Annotated in this window: 12 protein-coding genes; 11 read left to right on the top strand and 1 reads right to left on the bottom strand. The window is 41.8% G+C overall.

The genetic code is table 11. The features are described 5' to 3' along the window. Nucleotides 1-46: 46 nt before the first annotated feature. Nucleotides 47-1435: a H(+)/Cl(-) exchange transporter ClcA gene (gene clcA / locus PPBDW_RS13370; protein ID WP_373455535.1), complete on the bottom strand. Its 1389-nt coding sequence runs from the start codon at nt 1433-1435 to the stop codon at nt 47-49. Nucleotides 1436-1781: 346 nt separating this feature from the next. Here clcA and hemL point away from each other — a divergent pair, with 346 nt between their 5' ends. The 11 genes from hemL (at nt 1782) to PPBDW_RS13425 (ending at nt 18730) form a co-directional block, all read left to right on the top strand. After that, entirely contained in the window at nt 1782-3086 is a 1305-nt protein-coding gene (gene hemL / locus PPBDW_RS13375; protein WP_036796062.1) for a glutamate-1-semialdehyde 2,1-aminomutase, read from the top strand. 384 nt (nt 3087-3470) lie between these two features. Beyond that, a complete protein-coding gene (locus PPBDW_RS13380) occupies nt 3471-4556 on the top strand; it encodes an AI-2E family transporter (protein ID WP_036796063.1) in 1086 nt (361 codons plus the stop codon). 158 nt (nt 4557-4714) lie between these two features. Continuing rightward, a complete protein-coding gene (rsmC, locus tag PPBDW_RS13385) occupies nt 4715-5734 on the top strand; it encodes a 16S rRNA (guanine(1207)-N(2))-methyltransferase RsmC (protein WP_036796065.1) in 1020 nt (339 codons plus the stop codon). Between the two features lie 269 nt (nt 5735-6003). Next, a complete protein-coding gene (locus tag PPBDW_RS13390) occupies nt 6004-9378 on the top strand; it encodes a hybrid sensor histidine kinase/response regulator (protein WP_036796066.1) in 3375 nt (1124 codons plus the stop codon). 749 nt (nt 9379-10127) lie between these two features. Then, complete coding sequence (locus PPBDW_RS13395; protein ID WP_036796067.1) at nt 10128-11804, top strand: ABC transporter substrate-binding protein; 1677 nt, start codon at nt 10128-10130, stop codon at nt 11802-11804. A gap of 145 nt (nt 11805-11949) precedes the next feature. Continuing rightward, on the top strand, nt 11950-12936 hold the full coding sequence (locus tag PPBDW_RS13400) for an ABC transporter permease (RefSeq protein WP_036796069.1): 987 nt from the start codon (nt 11950-11952) through the stop codon (nt 12934-12936). Between the two features lie 2 nt (nt 12937-12938). After that, nucleotides 12939-13967, top strand: a complete 1029-nt coding sequence (locus tag PPBDW_RS13405; RefSeq protein WP_036796071.1) for an ABC transporter permease — start codon at nt 12939-12941, stop codon at nt 13965-13967. Next, complete coding sequence (locus tag PPBDW_RS13410) at nt 13967-14941, top strand: ABC transporter ATP-binding protein (RefSeq protein ID WP_036796073.1); 975 nt, start codon at nt 13967-13969, stop codon at nt 14939-14941. The genes PPBDW_RS13405 and PPBDW_RS13410 overlap by 1 nt, the downstream gene beginning before the upstream one ends. Nucleotides 14942-14983: 42 nt before the next feature. Beyond that, nucleotides 14984-15979: an ABC transporter ATP-binding protein gene (locus PPBDW_RS13415; protein ID WP_036796075.1), complete on the top strand. Its 996-nt coding sequence runs from the start codon at nt 14984-14986 to the stop codon at nt 15977-15979. Between the two features lie 131 nt (nt 15980-16110). Next, nucleotides 16111-17847 carry a glycoside hydrolase family 9 protein gene (locus PPBDW_RS13420; RefSeq protein ID WP_036796077.1) on the top strand — a complete coding sequence of 579 codons (1737 nt, stop codon included), beginning with the start codon at nt 16111-16113 and terminating at the stop codon, nt 17845-17847. Further along, the gene (locus PPBDW_RS13425) at nt 17840-18730 is read left to right on the top strand and encodes a glucosamine kinase nucleotide-binding domain-containing protein (protein WP_036796078.1); all 891 of its coding nucleotides are present in this window, start codon (nt 17840-17842) and stop codon (nt 18728-18730) included. Before PPBDW_RS13420 ends, PPBDW_RS13425 begins: the two co-directional genes overlap by 8 nt. Nucleotides 18731-18732: the final 2 nt, after the last annotated feature.

Consider the following 18732-nt stretch of genomic DNA (forward strand, 5'->3'; position numbering starts at 1 on the left):
TACTTCCATTAATTAAGGGTGATTATCTAATACCTGACTATTGTGTTCAAGTATTAGCCGTCTCAACCGGTGCATCATGCGGTGAATCGTGACCTAATTTTTCTTTTTTAATGGTACGGTGAAGCAATTGGGAGTAAATCGGCTGACCACCTAGCATTTGAGCCATCATGGTTGCACCCAATGTTGTTACCACTAATGGCAAAATAAGGTGATAATTATTGGTCATTTCGATTACCAATAAAATCCCTGTAATAGGTGCGCGTACTGTAGCTGCAAATAACGCTCCCATTCCAGCGATAGCAAACAGTCCAGGTGCTATTCCTAACTCAGGATAGATACCTTGTGCCACTGTACCAAAAAACGTACCGAACAAAGTACCCAATGCCAACATCGGAGCAAAGATACCGCCTGGAGCACCGGAGCCAAAACAGAGTAATGTTGTCACAACACGAGCAAAGAACAACAGCAATAGCATATTTAAACTATAATCGCCATTAGTCGCAGGTGGGATTAAGAATACACCACCGCCCGTTAGCTCAGGGAAATAAAGTAGCAATAAACCAAAACAGCCACCTAATAATCCACCAGTAATTAGATAACGAGTGCGATTATTATGGTGAATTTTAACAAACCAATCTAAGGTGAAAATAATTAAGCGGTTAAATACCACCCCGAAACCACCGAATAACACCCCCAGAACCAAGAATAACCATAAAGATGTCAGTGCTGGAGCATCATATTGCGGCATGGTAATAACCGCACTTTGACCGGAAATGAAGCGGAAAACAATCGTCGACATCATCGCTGAAATCATGACGCATTTCACTGAGATCAAACTATAACGAAACTGCGGCCGCATCTCTTCAATAACAAACATAATCCCCGCCATTGGGGCATTAAATGCAGCAGCTAGACCACCGGCAGCACCAGCAGCAAGTAATGAGTGGCGACCTTCTTTATCTTTTAAACGGAAAATATCTGAAATCATACGACCGATATTACCGCCCATTTGTACTGTCGGTCCTTCACGGCCCAATACCATACCTGAGCCTAACGCACCTAAACCACCAAAGAACTTAACGGGAATAACGCGCCACCAGCGAACAGGACGCATCTCATCCATCGCGCCTTCAATTTCAGGAATACCAGAACCACCCGCCTCAGGAGCAAAGCGACATACTAAAAAATAACCAATAAAGGCCAGTACGCCACTCACAAGAAAGGCTGCTAACCATAACGGTAATACACTGGTAATTTCATCTCGAAGCCAGACAGTACGCTGCTCACTAACCCACCGCACACCAATTTCAAATAGCGTACCTACTAAGCCGGCAAGAGTACCAACGAGAGCAGAAAGGAACAGAACAGAAACAGGTGTTTTATCTTGGGTCAAAAAACGCCTAACTAACCCACTAGATTGGAGGTGGAAAGGCATATGAAGACCGCGCGATTTTTCAGTCATTAGAGAGCCGTATTATATAAAGATGACGCCATTACAGCGCAGAAGATAAAGATCGATGAGCGTTACAGCCTAATCCAATGTGGTTGTGATTTACACCGCTAATGTTGAAAAATAGCTTTGCAACTGTGACTTGTTTCGCAAATCATGGCCATTTTGTTATAGATTCGCATTCATTTTAAACCGTAAAATGACTCTCTCTTCAGCGTCACTTTAGGTACAATAAGACAGTTTCACTCCCCACACTTCTCTTGCCTATGATTCATTAGGACAGATAATTCTGTGGATTGGATCAACGCCTTACTTTTTTATAGGATCTCATATGAGCAAAACAAGCAAGTCAGCTGATTTATTTGCTAAAGCACAACAAAAAATCCCTGGTGGCGTAAACTCACCTGTCCGTGCCTTTGCTGGCGTTGGCGGTTCCCCACTATTTATTGAACGTGCCGATGGTGCTTATATTTTTGATGCCGACGGTAATGCCTATATCGATTACGTCGGCTCATGGGGACCGATGATTTTGGGGCATAACCATGCCGCTATTCGTGATGCTGTTATTGAAGCAGCTCAGCAAGGTTTAAGCTTTGGCGCCCCAACAGCAATGGAAATAACCATGGCTGAATTAGTATCAGAACTCGTACCATCAATGGAAATGGTGCGTATGGTAAGTTCAGGTACAGAAGCAACCATGAGTGCCATTCGTCTTGCTCGTGGTTTCACTGGTCGTGATAAAATTCTTAAATTTGAAGGCTGCTACCACGGCCATGCTGATTGCCTATTAGTAAAAGCAGGCTCAGGGGCATTAACACTGGGCCAACCGAGCTCACCTGGTGTTCCTGCTGATTTTGCTAAACACACCCTAACCGCGACTTACAATGATTTGAATTCTGTCCGTGAAGCATTCATGGCTCAACCAGATCAAATCGCCTGTATTATCGTTGAGCCTGTTGCTGGCAACATGAACTGTATTCCACCAGTACCCGGCTTCCTTGAAGGCTTACGTGAAATTTGTGATGAATTTGGCGCGCTATTAATTTTAGATGAAGTAATGACTGGCTTCCGTGTCTCACAAGGCGGCGCCCAAGGTTATTACAACATTAAACCTGATATCACAACCTTAGGTAAAATTATTGGTGGCGGTATGCCTGTCGGCGCATTTGGTGGCCGTCGTGATGTAATGGAATTTGTGGCACCAACAGGTCCTGTTTATCAAGCGGGTACCCTATCAGGTAACCCTGTTGCTATGGCGGCAGGACATGCATGTTTAACGGTATTAACTGAAGAAGGCAATGAAAAGCGCCTTGCTAACACCACTAAACGTTTAGCTAAAGGCTTTAAAGCACTTGCTGACAAACATGGTATTCCATTAGCAGTCAACCAAGTTGGCGCAATGTTTGGCTTCTTCTTTATTGATCAAGATACTGTCACTTGCTATGACGACGTGACTAAATGTGACATTGAACGTTTTAAGCGTTTCTTTAATTTGATGCTCGATAAAGGGGTTTACCTAGCACCTTCAGCTTATGAAGCTTGCTTTACCTCACTTGCGCATAACGATAAAGAAATTGATGCCACCTTAGAAGCAGCTGATTTTGCATTTGCCACTCTTGCAGCTGAAGCGAAATAGCACCATTTACAATAAATAATATAATGTTGTTAAAAACATTATTTTATTAATGCTATTATGCAAAAAGGTCACTCATCGTGGCCTTTTTTTATGAGAGGTGTTTATCATTATGTTAATCAGATCTCACTAATAAAAAATGCATCATACTCGTTAAAATTTACTGCCAAAAATAAACCGCAAGTCCCGCGACAAGTACTAAGATAATTAGCACTAACGGCGGCTTCCGCTTTTTTTTGTCATCACAACCACAATTACAACATCCCATAAGCTATCTCCTCGGTAAGGGCTATAATCATCAAAAACAACAGTGATGATTATAATGATAATCTTTATCAATTACAGTGGGAATGACTGTTATCGGTCGATTTTAAAAGGATAAACATCGTGCCTAAACCCTTTAAGGTAGAACCTCGTCACTGGATGCTCATTGCGGCACTCATTGTCGCCGCCTATGCCAGTTATAAATTAATCGAACCTTATCTTGGTCCGATTGTATTAGCGTTTATCATTTCCCTATTGTTTTCCCCATTACATAAACGCTTATTAGCCAAGATGCCTACGCGTGAAAATACCGCGGCAGTACTGTCATGCTTTATTCTGACCGTGATCATCGTTATTCCTATTTTAGTGGTATTTTCATCGATCGTGCACCAAGGAACCACGGTATCTAAAGAAAGTTATACGTGGTTAACAACTGGCGGCCCGAAAGAATTATTTGCGCATCCTTATGCTCAAAGAGCACTAACCCTGATAGATAAGTACTCGCCATTCCATGATTTTGATCCTCAAGTGATCATTCAAAAGCTTGCAACTACAGCGTCACAAGTTGGCTCACAAGCTCTTAATATCAGTGCAAAAATATTAGGTGACGCGACTAATTTACTGGTTAATTTCATGATGATGTTATTTGTATTGTTTTTCTTATTACGCGATAACGAAAAAATGATCACCGCTGTACGCCATGTTATTCCACTGTCACGTAGTCAAGAAGATGCAATCATTAATGAAGTAGAGCAAGTCGCTAAATCAGCGGTTTTAGGTTCATTTCTAACCGCCCTTGCCCAAGGTTTTGCCGGTGGTTTTGCGATGTGGCTATGTGGTTTCCCGGGTATATTCTGGGGCTCAATGATGGCTTTTGCGTCATTAATCCCCGTCGTTGGTACCGCCTTAATTTGGCTTCCAGCATCGTTATATTTACTGCTAATTGGTGATTGGCAGTGGGCACTATTCCTTGCCTGTTGGGGAGTCATTATTGTCGGTTCTATCGATAACATTGTGCGTCCATTACTAATGCAAGGCAGCTCTAGTATGAATACCTTATTGATCTTCTTTTCAATCATTGGCGGTATTCAATTATTTGGCTTAATTGGTATGATCTATGGTCCAATTATTTTTGGCGTAACGTTAGTTATTTTTAAAATGTATGAAGTTGAATTTCAATCATTCCTTGAGCAACAAGATAATAACTAACCCATAGTAACTACTCACTAGCTCGCCGTTATTATTAATAACAATAATGACGGCGGACTATGATTATAACTGTTCTACTGGCAGTGACTTTCCATCTGCCACTATTTATGGAACAATCCGCGCTCCTGAACCCTGATATCTATTTTGAGGCCAGTTAAATGTCTTATTCCGCCGCGAGCCAAGTGGTTGCTCGTCAATCTGCGTTTTTTGAAAACCGTAAAGTCCTTATTGCCGGTGAACTAAACGATACCTTTGCCTCAGAATTATTATCAACGGCGCAGTCGGTAACAGTATTCACAACAAATTACGGCTACTTAGCTGACATTGAGCACCACCAAGCAATTGACTGTCATTTTGGCGCAGAACTTAATGCTGAACTAGATATTGATATGATTCTGCTGTACTGGCCAAAAGCAAAAGCTGAAGCTGACTATTTATTATCAATGCTACTGAGTAAGTTTGCTGCTGGAGTAGAGATTTGTATTGTTGGTGAAAATCGTAGTGGTGTCAGAAGCGCAGAAAAAATGTTTGCTCAATATGGCCCATTAACTAAATATGACTCAGCCCGTCGTTGCAGTTTTTACTGGGGACGTTGCGATACGCCTGCCGCTAGTTTTAATATTAATACTTGGTTCCGTAGCTACCCGATTAATATTGCAGGAGTCAGCCTTACTGTTCGTTCACTACCGGGCGTATTTAGCCATGGTGAATTTGATAAAGGCTCAGAACTACTACTGAATAATTTACCCGCCCTAAATGGCCGAGTTCTCGACTTTGGTTGTGGTGCAGGTGTTATTGGTGCGGTAATGAAAGCCAAATATCCACAGATCGAACTAGATCTATGTGATATCAGTGCGCTAGCAATTGAATCAGCAAAAGAAACATTTAAAGTTAATCAATTAACCGCTAATTTTATCGCCACCGATGTGTATAAAAACATCAACGGTCCTTACCAATATTTAATCAGTAACCCACCATTCCATGCCGGTTTAAAAACATTCTATACCGCTACTGAAACATTTATTAATCAAGCACCAAGTTATTTACATAATGGTGGGGAATTAGTGATCGTGGCTAACAGTTTTCTCCAATATCCACCATTAATTGAAGCAAGCCTTGGTCAATGTGATATCAGTGCCCACACCAATAAATTTAATATTTATAACGCAAAAAAATGACCGGTTACGGGCTATAAGCAATCTCTGAATTTTATAAAGGGCAGTCAATACTGCCCTTTTTTATGACGTTAAATTTGTTAATTTTGTGTCTTTTGACACGAATCCATTTCTAGTGACTTGATTCATAATAAAAATATAGTATAAACGCTACAATTCATTACATTGAGTAAAAACGATAAAGGACAATCGTTAAAATCTTAATGATCATTTTAACGTAGCTTTGGTTACCGTTAAAACCGTAAATACCAACATTTTATTCAGGCACCGGAATGCAGAATACTAAACGCTTCAAACGTCTTCAGCACACACTTATGCTGGCATTTTTAGTTCTCAGTATCACCCCATTGATATTGTCAGCACTCTATTTTCTTAATTCACATACTAAAGATTTAGCCGAGCAAAGTATCAGCCACCTAGCTTCTTTACGTGATAATAAACAAAAACAACTCCAGAGTTTTTTTGCCGCTAAAGAGTCGGAAGTTAAGAGTTTTGCCCGCTCCGAATTATCCAATAATAGCGGAGGCCGCTTTTATGGTTTAGTCGGTGCCTTCCACCAACTCGGTAATATTGATTCACAATTAAATGCACAAGGCCGTGCTAATTATTTTAATTTAACTTTAACCACCAAAGGCAATCAAACCGTTAATAGCGGTTATATTGGCCATGAGCGTTATCGATTAATGTTTAAACGCTATAATGCGGTTTATAACGAATACCTTAAACGCTCTGATTTCAAAGATATCATGTTGGTTGATATTTCAGGAGATGTGGTTTATTCCGTTAAAAATCATGACCTTTTCGGGGTGAACTTATTAGCTAAAAACACCTCATACCCAGCATTACAGCAAACATTTAAAGCTATCAAAACTAAAACTGAGCACAGCCAAAATAGTCCAGAACAAGTACCAGTAGTGTTTACTGACTTTAGCGCTAACAGCCATAATAATGATACTACGGCTTGGTTTGCTGCGCCGATTATTCAACAAGGCTACTTACACAGTTATGTATTTATGGAACTGAGTAATAAAAAAGTTGCTGAGCTCATTAAAGACAATACTAAGCATATTCAAACATTATTAGTCGGTAGCGATCATCAACTCCGTTTTGATGATAATGCACAGTTACCGTCCCAACTCCAAAGCCAAAGCATTGATCAGGCATTAGCAGGCCAATCAGGGATTGGTAGCTTTATAAATTACGATAATGTCCCTGTGTTAGGTGCTTTTTCACCCCTCAATATTCTAGGACATCACTGGGCGTTAGTGGTTGAGTTTCCAGAAAAAGAAGCATTTGCACGTATCTTTGAATTAGAGAAAATTTTTGTTGCTGCAATGGTAACCGCAATTATTTTAGTGATCATTACATCACACTGGTTATCTAACTCAATCACCGCCCCATTATTGCGTTTAACTTGGGCGGCTGAAAAAGCCTCTGGCGGAGATTTAGATCAAAAAATTGATGGTACCGAGCGCCCAGATGAAATCGGTCGCTTAGCGATCAGTTTTGCCCGTATGCAACGTTCAATTCGTGAAAAAATCGGCCTTATTCGCCAGCAAAATAAAGAGTTAGAACATAGCCTTACTATTATTCGCCAACAAAACAATGAACTGCAAACCGCAGATAAAATGAAAGATGAATTTCTGGCGACTACCTCGCACGAATTACGCACCCCATTACACGGTATGGTGGGGATAGCTGAATCCTTATTAGCGGGTGCTAACGGCGCATTACATGAGCCGCAACGACGCCAATTAGAAATGATCATCAACAGTGGCCAACGCTTAACCACCCTGGTGGATAATCTGCTTGATTACCATAAGATGCGTTACGGCGATCTTGATATCAATCATCAAGCTGTTGATATGTCTGTCGCTATTCGATTGGTACTGGAATTATCTAGCCATTTACTTGGCAATAAACCTATTCGTATCATCAACCAAATTCCAGCAGATCTGCCGCTAGTTGATGCTGACGAACAACGGTTAGAGCAAGTGCTATATAATCTCGTTGGTAACGCAATTAAATATACTTCAGAGGGTAAAATTATTTTATCCGCCACAGTATTAGAGCATCAGTTGCGAATTCAAGTCGTTGATACAGGGCAAGGAATCCCAAGTGACCAACTAGAACATATTTTTGAACCATTAATCCAAGCTAACACAGGCTCAGCGAATTACCGCCAGGGCGCAGGGCTGGGACTTTCAATCAGTCGCCAACTAATTGAGTTGATGGGTGGGCGCTTGTATGTCAGTAGTCAACAAATGGTTGGTACAACCTTTAGTTTCACCCTCAACTTAGCTAACGCCAATCAAATTGCGGCGATGGCAGCCAATCCAAATAATAATCACTTTAAAGCGCCATTATTGAATGCTGCTAGTTGTGATGGTTCTGATTTACCTGAAAATCCAGACGGTGAGTTACTATTAGTTGTCGATGACGAGCCAGTAAACTTACAAATATTAACCAATTTCTTACGCCTTGCGGGTTACCGTGTTCAAACCGCTGAAAGTGGCCCTCAAGCATTAGCATTAATCGCGAAGCAACAACCAGATCTCGTGTTACTGGATATTATGATGCCAGAAATGAGCGGCTATGAAGTATGTACGACGCTACGTAAAGATCATTCAATGTTAGCGTTGCCAATCATTATGTTATCAGCCCTAGGACAGGTACAAGATCGCTTAAAAGGCTTTGAGTGCGGCGCCAATGACTACTTAACTAAGCCATTTAATAAAGAAGAGTTAATTGCTCGTATTCGCGCCTATCTTCAAGCGGGAAAAACAGAGATTGAACGTCAGAAAAATCATGCATTAGAGCAAGAAATTCACCGCCGTGAGCAGGTTGAAATTGGACTGATTGAAACCCAAAGTCGCCTACTAGGATTACTAGATTCAACCAGTGAGGCGATTATTTGCGTCCAACATGAAGGTCGAATCCGTTATGCAAATAATGCTGCGGGCAAACTATTCAAACGTACGCCTGAGTTGCTAGAACGCTATACCATTGATGATATTTTAGCGACACCACTTCCTATAACAATTAATGATAATCACCATTTTACTGGGTGTTTAAATTATTATATCGGTGATCAGCAGCAACAATTAACGACTGATGTCATCAATTTACCGATTGAATCTGGTCTTAAGCAAATGTTTGTGTTTGATAGCCAAGGACCATCAGCAGATCATCGAATTAATCTGCTCGAAAATGCCATTGATGTTTTATCTGAGTTTGCTTTTAATGGCGACAAAAATAACCTTCAACAATTACGCGAACTTGGCGGTGAGTTCACTCGTTTAGCCGATAAATTAGGCGATGGTGAACACAATAAAACGGAAATAATTCGCCAATTACTGGTCGATGCCATGAAAGCGACCCTGATATTTTGGGAAACAGAAGCACGTAAAAACAAATTTGAATTGGCAGAAGAAAGTGGGCTATGGCGAGTATATTTAGACCGTAGCACGCTTCAAACTCGTACCCTCGATAAGTACCTGCAACTTGAGACACTACCGAAAACACCACGTTGGCGTACCGTTATAAACACCATCGATTATGTATTAGAGCGATGCCCACAATCAAATGGCGCTCGCCAAGAGCTGGTCGTTATGCGTGATAAATTACATCGTATTATTAGCCAATAATAAGTCATTTAATTGATTGTAAAGGCCCGTTGTGGGCCTTTTTTATAGCCTCAGATTTAACCGTCACCGCTTAAAGCAACCTACCGTCGCTATTGGTATACCGCTACACAAGTAATAAATGGCCATGATTATTTATCAATACTAGTTAGCACTATAACTGATACCCATCACTTTTTTAGCACGTGAAATAATCACCTTTAAATCCGTATAAATGATTAAATTCACACTCTGATTAGTGGTTAAAATTGAATCATTTTCATCAAAAAACATCATTTAAAGTGCGTAAAAATAAATACTTTTAGTTTATGAGAACCGAATCACAACAAACTCGTTTATTAAATTTTCCGTATGAAAATAAGCGCAAAAAACCACATGCGTTACATCACACCTATAAAAAAATAAAAAAAAACACCTGTAAAACAATGAGAAAACCGATAGTAAGTACTAACAAAGTTCATGTAACAACTAGATTCGTTTGTGACGTTAACCACGCTATTTACTGAACACTCAATCACGTAAAACAGTAAAATTAACGTTTTTGACGGCAACAATAACCTTTTTGACGTTTTTGACGGGCGACTGCGTTGACGATTAAGCCAATCCAGCCAATATTGATGTCACTGAGAACCTACAAGGCCATTCAATGGTTCAGCGTTACTCAGTTCCAATGAAGTAGGTTTGAGGCGCTCCAATGACGGAGCTAATTTTTATTTCCATTAGTGAAACAGAGCTAAGAGTAAGGAACAGCTATGCTTGCCAATATTAACAAAACTAAGTTAGCACTTGCAGTTGTTGCTGCAGCAACCGCTTTTACAGCACCCGTTGCTACTGCATCAGAAAAAAGCCAGCTAACAATCGTACCCGATTTTTACCCTACAATGGTACGTAACTTTAACCCATTCTTACAAACCAACCTTCGTACGACCACTGAGTTCGTTTATGAGCCATTGGTTATCTTTAACCAAATGCACGGTAACGAGCCTGTTATGCGTTTGGCGAAAGATTACTACATGTCTGATGACCTAATGAATGTTACGTTTGAAATTCGTGATGGCGTGAAATGGTCTGACGGTAAAGCGTTCACAGCTGAAGATGTTGTTTACTCTTTTAACCTGTTGAAAGACAAACCTGAACTTGACCAATACGGTATCAATAAGTGGGTTAAAGCAGTTAAGCAAGACGGTAACAAGGTTATCTTTGAACTAACAGCTGCGAACTCAAACGTTCCGTTTGAAATTTCTAAAGTATCAGTCGTTGCTAAGCATATTTGGAGCAAAGTTGAGAACCCAACAACTTTCACCAACGAGAACCCAGTAGGTACAGGTCCATTTACCGAGATCGAGACATTTACTCCTCAACTTTACGTTCAATGTCGTAACCCTAACTACTGGGATAACGCTAACTTAGAAGTTGACTGTTTACGTGTACCTCAAATCGCAAACAATGACCAACTACTGACTAAGATCATTAACTCAGAGTTAGATTGGACATCATCGTTCATTCCAGATATCGACAGTACTTACGCTGCAGCAAATCCTAACCATAAATACTGGTACCCTGCTGCTGGTACTATGTCATTTATGTTGAACTATAAGTCGCCAAAAGCGGGTAACAACGAAGCAATCAATAATGTTGATTTCCGTCGTGCATTCTCTATGGCAATTGACCGTCAAACTATCATCGACATCGCGTTCTACGGTGCTGGTACACCGAACGATTACGCATCAGGTCTAGGTGATAGCTTCAAATCATGGTCTGACGAAGCAGTACATAATAAATACAAAGCTTACAACACTTACAACATCAAAGGCGCTAAAGAGCTACTTGCAAAAGCTGGTTTTAAAGACCTAGACGGCGACGGATTTGTTGAATCACCAAAAGGTGAGAAAATCGAGCTTGAAGTTCAGTCACCAAATGGTTGGACTGACTTTAACAACACTGTACAGCTAGGTGTTGAGCAGCTTCAAGAAGCAGGTATCAATGCGAAAGCACGTACTCCTGACTTTGCGGTTTACAACGAATCAATGTTGAACGGTACTTACGATGTAGCATTTACTAACTACTTCCACGGTGCCGATCCACACCTATACTGGGACAGTGCGTACAACTCACGTCTACAGCAAGGTGATGGTATGCCACGTTTCGCTATGCACTACTTCAAAAATGCACAGCTAGATACACTTCTAGACAGCTTCTACAAAACCGCTGATAAGGGTGAGCAAATCAAGATTGCTCATGGTATTCAGAAAATCATTGCTGAGAATCAAATCACGATTCCTGTAATTTCTGGTGCTAACAACTTCCAATACAATGAAGGTCGCTTCACTGGTTGGTGGAACGAGAAGAACCCTAAAGGCCGTCCAATGGTATGGGCTGGCGTTCAAGAGCGTCTACTTCAAGTACTGGATCTAAAACCAAAAGCATAATTTCTGCTTAAATTTGCGGTGCACGCCTTGTGCACCGCCTCTTCCCTCTGTCCTTTTTGCAATCAAAGGTATGACGCTTGCGTCAGGGGGTTTTACGTCCTGAATTCAGCTCAGGAAGGCAAGCTGGATGTGTAAGGTGTGAGTTATGGGATTCTTTTTACGTCGTTTATCGTTTTATTTTATCGCGCTAATTTTCGCGGCAACGCTAAACTTTATTCTTCCGCGTGCGATGCCAGGTGACCCAGTTACCATGATGTTCGCAAACGCAACCGCGCAGGTAACTCCTGAGCGTATTGAAGCTATGAAAAAGCTACTAGGCTTTGTTGATGGTCCACTCTACGAGCAATACTTTTCGTATTTAGGCAACGTCTTTACATGGAACCTCGGTACTTCAATTAAATTTTACCCATTATCAGTAAATGATTTACTCAGTGGTGCTATTGGCTGGTCACTATTCTTAGCTGGCTCTGCAGTAATTCTTTCATTCTGTCTCGGTTCGGTGTTTGGTATTTTCGCAGCATGGAAACGTGGCAGTAACTACGACACGTTTATCTCTCCAGGAATGCTGGTTATTCAAGCCGTTCCACCGGTTGTTATTGCGATGCTGGCGATGTTTACTTTTGCGATTGGCTTAAAATGGTTCCCAACAGGTAATGCATATACCGCTGGTGTTATTCCTGATTGGAGTAGCTTGGCATTCTATAAAGACGTGCTCTACCACGCCGCTCTACCTCTTTTCTGTGCCACGATCATTCAAATTGGCGGCTTTCTAATTGGCATGCGTAACAACATGATTAACCTACTCAATGAAGACTACATCACCATGGCAAAGGGAAAAGGCCTAAGTGAAAATCGTGTGGTATTCAACTATGCAGCCCGTAATGCAATGCTACCAAGTGTAACGGCATTATCAATGGCGATGGGTATGGCTATCGGTGGTCAGTTAATTATCGAAATGATTTTCAACTACCCAGGTCTTGGTACGGTGATGTTAAACGCAATCCACTCACGAGATTACCAAGTACTACAAGGTCAGTTACTGATTATGACTATGTTTATGTTGTTCTTTAACTTTATGGCCGACATCCTAATCGTTGCGCTAGACCCTCGTCTACGTAAAGGAGGCAAATAATTATGAAAGCCTTATTTAAACTATTATCTGGCAACCCTAAAGCGATGTTCGGCTTAAGTATTATTACTCTTTTTCTGTTAGCTGCGATATTTGCACCACTGATCACCCAGTATGATCCACATAAGAGAACTGGAAATCCTCATGAATATCCAGCGTTCATTGTTAAAGCCGCACAAGACAATCCTGATGGCTGGATTGCTACAAATTTGGCAACTAACAAGCGTACGTTATTGATGTCAAAAGATGCGGATCACGTACTAGGTACCTCTCGCATGGGGCGTGATATTTGGTCACAACTTGTCTATGGCGCACGTACTTCACTAGCGGTTGGTTTTGGTGCTGGTTTGATGGTGTGTTTTTTAGCAACAATCATTGGTATCTCAGCAGGTTATTTTGGCGGCAAGATTGATGAAATACTCACCGCCGGTATGAACATCATGTTGGTTATGCCTCAACTCCCAATCTTGTTCATTATTGCCGCCTTTATCGGTCAAGCAGGACCGCTGACTATAGCGGTGGTTATCGCTGTCACCTCCTGGGCATGGGGTGCGCGTGTAGTACGAGCACAAACCCTATCGATAAGAGAGAAAGAGTTTGTAAAAGCTGCTGAAGTATTAGGTGAATCATCAAGTCGTATTATTTTCATTGAGATTCTGCCAAACCTTATCTCTATCGTCGGCGCAAGTTTCATCGGTTCAGTAATGCTCGCTATTCAAGTAGAAGCCACCCTGTCTTTCTTAGGTCTTGGGGATCCAAATGGTATTAGCTGGGGAGTAATGCTGTACAACGTACAAACTTCATCATCAATGCTAGTCGGTGCTTGGTGGGAATTATTAGCCCCATGTGTCGCACTAATATTTATCGCTATTGGCCTTGCGATGCTGAACTTCGCTGTGGATGAAATTGCTAACCCACAATTACGTTCTCATAAAGGCATGCGTCGTTGGAAAAATCTTGCAAAAGAAAATGCAAAACAAGCACATCCGGTTGAAGCTATGCCTCAACCAGCACTAGAAGGCGGGACTAAATAATGACCGATCCACAAATCTCAATTCGTAATTTATGTGTTGATTACATTACTGATGCTGGCGATGTCCGTGCCGTTAATAATGTTAGCTTTGACATTGGTAAAGGTGAAATTTTTGGTCTTGCTGGTGAATCTGGCTGCGGTAAGTCGACCGTTGCTTTCTCACTCATGCGCTTACATAAGCCACCAGCATTCATTACCGGTGGTGAGGTGATCTTTGAAGGCCATGGTGACATTTTAAAGAAAACGGATATGGCAATGTCAGCTTTCCGTTGGAGTGAGATGTCAATGGTATTCCAAAGTGCGATGAACGCTTTGAATCCGGTATTAACCATGGAAGAGCAATTTTGTGATGTGATCATGCGTCACACCACCATGAACCGTAAGCAGGCTATTCGTCGTGCTGAAGGATTATTAGAAATTGTTGATATTCACCCAAGCCGCTTACGTGACTACCCGCACCAGTTCTCTGGCGGTATGCGTCAACGTCTAGTTATTGCGATTGCGCTGGCACTTAATCCAAAGATGATCATCATGGATGAGCCAACGACCGCATTGGACGTAGTGGTACAACGCGAAATTCTACAAAAGATTTATGCATTAAAAGAAGAGTTTGGCTTCTCAATTTTATTTATCACTCATGATTTATCTCTGATGGTCGAGTTCTCTGATCGTATCGGCATCATGTACTCAGGTGAGTTAATTGAAGTTGCACCATCAAAACAAATTCTTGAAACACCGTACCACCCATACACCGAAGGCTTGGGAAGTTCATTCCCACCGCTAACAGGCCCTAAAACACGCTTAACCGGAATTCCAGGTAATCCATTGAATTTACTTGAAATACCACAAGGTTGCCGCTTTCAAGCTCGCTGTGGAAAAACCCATCCAGCGTGCTTTAGCACTCCAACTCAGTTAAGCCAAATTGAACCAGGACGTTTATCAAACTGCCACCTATTTACCAATACGGGTAACTAGTAGCAACACACCGCATTCTATAGGCAGTATTTAGGAGACACTATGAGCAAGCCTGTCGGAACACCGATTATCGAAGGTAAAAATCTAATTAAAGATTTCTCGGTAAATAGTAATTCACTTAAAAAATCAAAGATGCGTGCGATTAACGATGTGTCTTTCAAAATGTACAAAAGCCGCGGCTTAGCCGTGGTGGGCGAATCAGGCTCTGGTAAATCAACGACCGCAAAAATGATCGCTAAAATGTACGCACCAAGTGGCGGTCAAATTGACTATTATGGTCGTGATATTCAAACAATCACTAGCCGTGATGACCTAATGGAGTACCGTCGCGGGGTACAAATGGTATGGCAAGATCCGTTTGGATCATTAAACCCTACTCATACTATTTTTCACCATATTGCGCGCCCATTACTGATCCACAATAAAGTATCAGCTGGCAATAAAAAAGAACTTGAAGAAACCGTTTACAGCTTGTTAGAGCAAGTAGGTTTAATTCCACCCAAAGCGACAGCTGAAAAGTTCCCTCATCAGCTTTCTGGTGGTCAACGCCAGCGTGTCAACTTAGCACGTAACATTGCGGTAGGTGCCGAAGTCGTGTTGGCTGATGAACCAACGTCAATGCTGGATGTATCGATTCGCGCTGGTGTATTGAACTTGATGGAAGAGATGAAGTTTGAGCGAGAAATGGCGCTACTTTACATCACTCATGACATCGCAACTGCACGTTATATTGCGGAAGATCTCGCGGTTATGTATGTCGGACATATGGTCGAGTGGGGCGATACCGAACAGATTATCCATAATCCACAACACCCATATACGCAATTATTAGTGTCAGCAGTGCCCGATCCAAGTAAATCGATTCATACCAAGCTTAAAGGTAATAAGGGTGAAATTCCATTATGGACACCTGACAGTTTTGGTTGCCCATTTGCTGGTCGTTGTATGCAAGCAACAGACAAATGTCGCGAGAAATTACCAGCAGTAACACAGTTATCTGATAATCACTTTGTACGTTGTTACTTATACGAAAACTAAGCGACAAAGCTTAAGTTACACAATAAGCACTAATAACACTTTTACTTTTATATCCATGTTATTTGTCGCTCAAGCAATTTAGTGATGGTTCCGATAAGGAGCCATCACTTATTAGCGACATTGGAGGCCCTATGCAGCTGTTAATTAATCACCTTGGTTATGAGCGCTTTAATACAAAGCAGGCTTTACTACAAACAACATCCCAAACGCTCTCAGGCCATGCTGAACTAGTGTGCAATCAAACTAACCAAACTGTTATGCAGCTACCATTAGTTGCGTGTGGTACCACCGCACAATGGCATACGGGCAATATTTACCAAGTCGACTTTTCGGCTTGCCAAGATGCTGGCGAATATCGCATTCGTTACGCCAACATTGAATCAACTGTTTTCAGCATTGCTGAAGGTTTATTAATGCGCCGTACCTTCAGTGATGTATTGCACTATTTCAAATCACAACGTTGCAGTGGTATTTATGACCAAGCTGACAACCAAGCTTTATTACTCAATAGTGATCTTCGCATTGATGTTCGCGGTGGTTGGTATGATGCATCGGGTGATGTCAGCAAATACTTAAGCCACCTTTCTTATGCTAATTATCTCAATCCTCAGCAAACACCGATGATTGTTTGGAACATGCTAAAAGCATATGAAATTGCCGAAGATCAAGCTGATATAGCTGATTTCACCCGTGTGCGATTGTTAGAAGAAGCGTTATTTGGAGCTGACTTTTTAGTACGTATGCAAAGTGATGACGGTTTCTTTTACATGACCGTATTTGATAAATGGAGCAAGTCGCCAGCACAACGTGATATCTGCGCTTATGCAACCCAAGACGGCATCAAAACTGATAATTATCAAGCTGGTTTCCGTCAAGGTGGTGGGGTAGCAATTGCCGCTTTAGCAGCCGCAGCTCGCATAACAACCTTGCCCTCTTGCTCACGCATTCCTCATTGTGACGCTCCTCAAAGCGAACTATACCTGCAAGCAGCTGAACGTGGTTATTGGCATTTAAAACAACATAATATTGCTTACCTCAACGATAACGCTGAAAATATTATTGATGAATACTGCGCCTTATTAGCCGCGGTAGAGCTATACCGCGCGACTCATCAAGATCGTTATTTAACTGAAATGCGAGATTGGGCGCAACGCTTAGCCGAGCGTCAAATGTCCGATGAAAATATTGACCATTACTGGTCAGCCACCACTGATGGTAGTCGTCCTTATTACCATGCAGCAGAAGCTGGTTTACCAGCAATTGCGCTGATGCAATATTTAGCAGCAGAGCCTGAATCGAAACAGCAACAACAACTACAACCAACACTCATTAATGCACTTAATTTCGAATTAACACTGACGGCTGAAGTTAATAATCCGTTTGGTTATCCACGCCAATATACCAAAGCCATAGATGGCCACAAACAAACCGCTTTTTTTGTGGCACATAACAACGAGTCAGGCTATTGGTGGCAAGGGGAAAACGCTCGAATTGCTTCTCTCGCTAGCATGGCATTTATGGCACAAGATCACCTAACCGACACCGCATTAAAACAGCGACTTATGCAATATGGTCAGCAACTTATGAATTGGATCTTAGGTTTAAATCCATTTGATATGTGTATGCTAGATGGCCATGGCCACAATAATCCTGATTACCTTCCCCTGCTTGGTTTTAGTAATGCTAAAGGTGGTGTTTGTAATGGTATTACCTCCGGTTTTGATAATGAGCAAGACATTGCCTTTAATCCTGCAGGACAAAAAGATGACATGTTGCAAAACTGGCGTTGGGGCGAACAATGGATCCCACACGGTGGTTGGTACTTATTAGCGACCACGCTGCAATTTAAGGAACGTCACCATGGCTGATTTTCCAGTTGCTTACCTCGTCGGTGTTGATGGTGGCGGCACCTCATGTCGAGCTCGTATTTGTGACTTATTCGGTAATATTTTGGGTGAAGCTAAAACTGGCAGCGCCAATATTTTACTGGGTGGTGAAATTGCGATGGCATCAATTCAACAAGCGATTGCCCTTGCCGCTCAACAGGCCCAATTAACGACGGCTGATTACCCAAACATGGCCGTCGGACTTGCACTTGCAGGCGCTGAACAACAACAAGCATGGCATGCCTTCATGCAACAACCTCATCCATATGGCGCAATAACACTCAATACTGATGCCTACGGAGCTTGTTTAGGTGCTTGGGGTGGTAAAGATGGTGCAATTTTAATTTCAGGCACCGGCTCTTGCGGCATTTTACTGCTTGATGGTCAACAACATGTGGTCGGTGGACGTGAATTTCCGATATCAGATCAAGGCAGTGGTGCCATTATGGGACTACGCCTGATTCAACAAGTACTACTCAGTGTTGATGGCATCGTGCCATCGACAGAATTAGCCCAGCATGTATTAACTCATTTTGATAATGATATCGATACCATTGTTAGCTGGTCAAAAAACGCTCGCCCTTGTGATTATGGTCAATTCTCTCCGGCTATTTTTACCTTTGCAACCCAAAATGACTCATTAGCAGTATCGCTGTTACAACAGACTGCCGCTGATATTGAAATGTGGATGCAAGCATTGATTTTACGTGGCGCAAGCAGTATTTGCCTGATGGGAGGTATTGGTGAACGCATTCAAGCATGGCTAACACCACCAATGCAACAACGTATAGCGATACCACAAGGTGATGCGATGGATGGTGCGATTGTAATGGCACGTGGCAACCACAACTTATTTGTACGCTAAGG

The sequence above is a fragment of the Photobacterium kishitanii genome (genome assembly GCF_000613045.3).
GTDB classification, from domain to species: Bacteria; Pseudomonadota; Gammaproteobacteria; order Enterobacterales; family Vibrionaceae; genus Photobacterium; species Photobacterium kishitanii.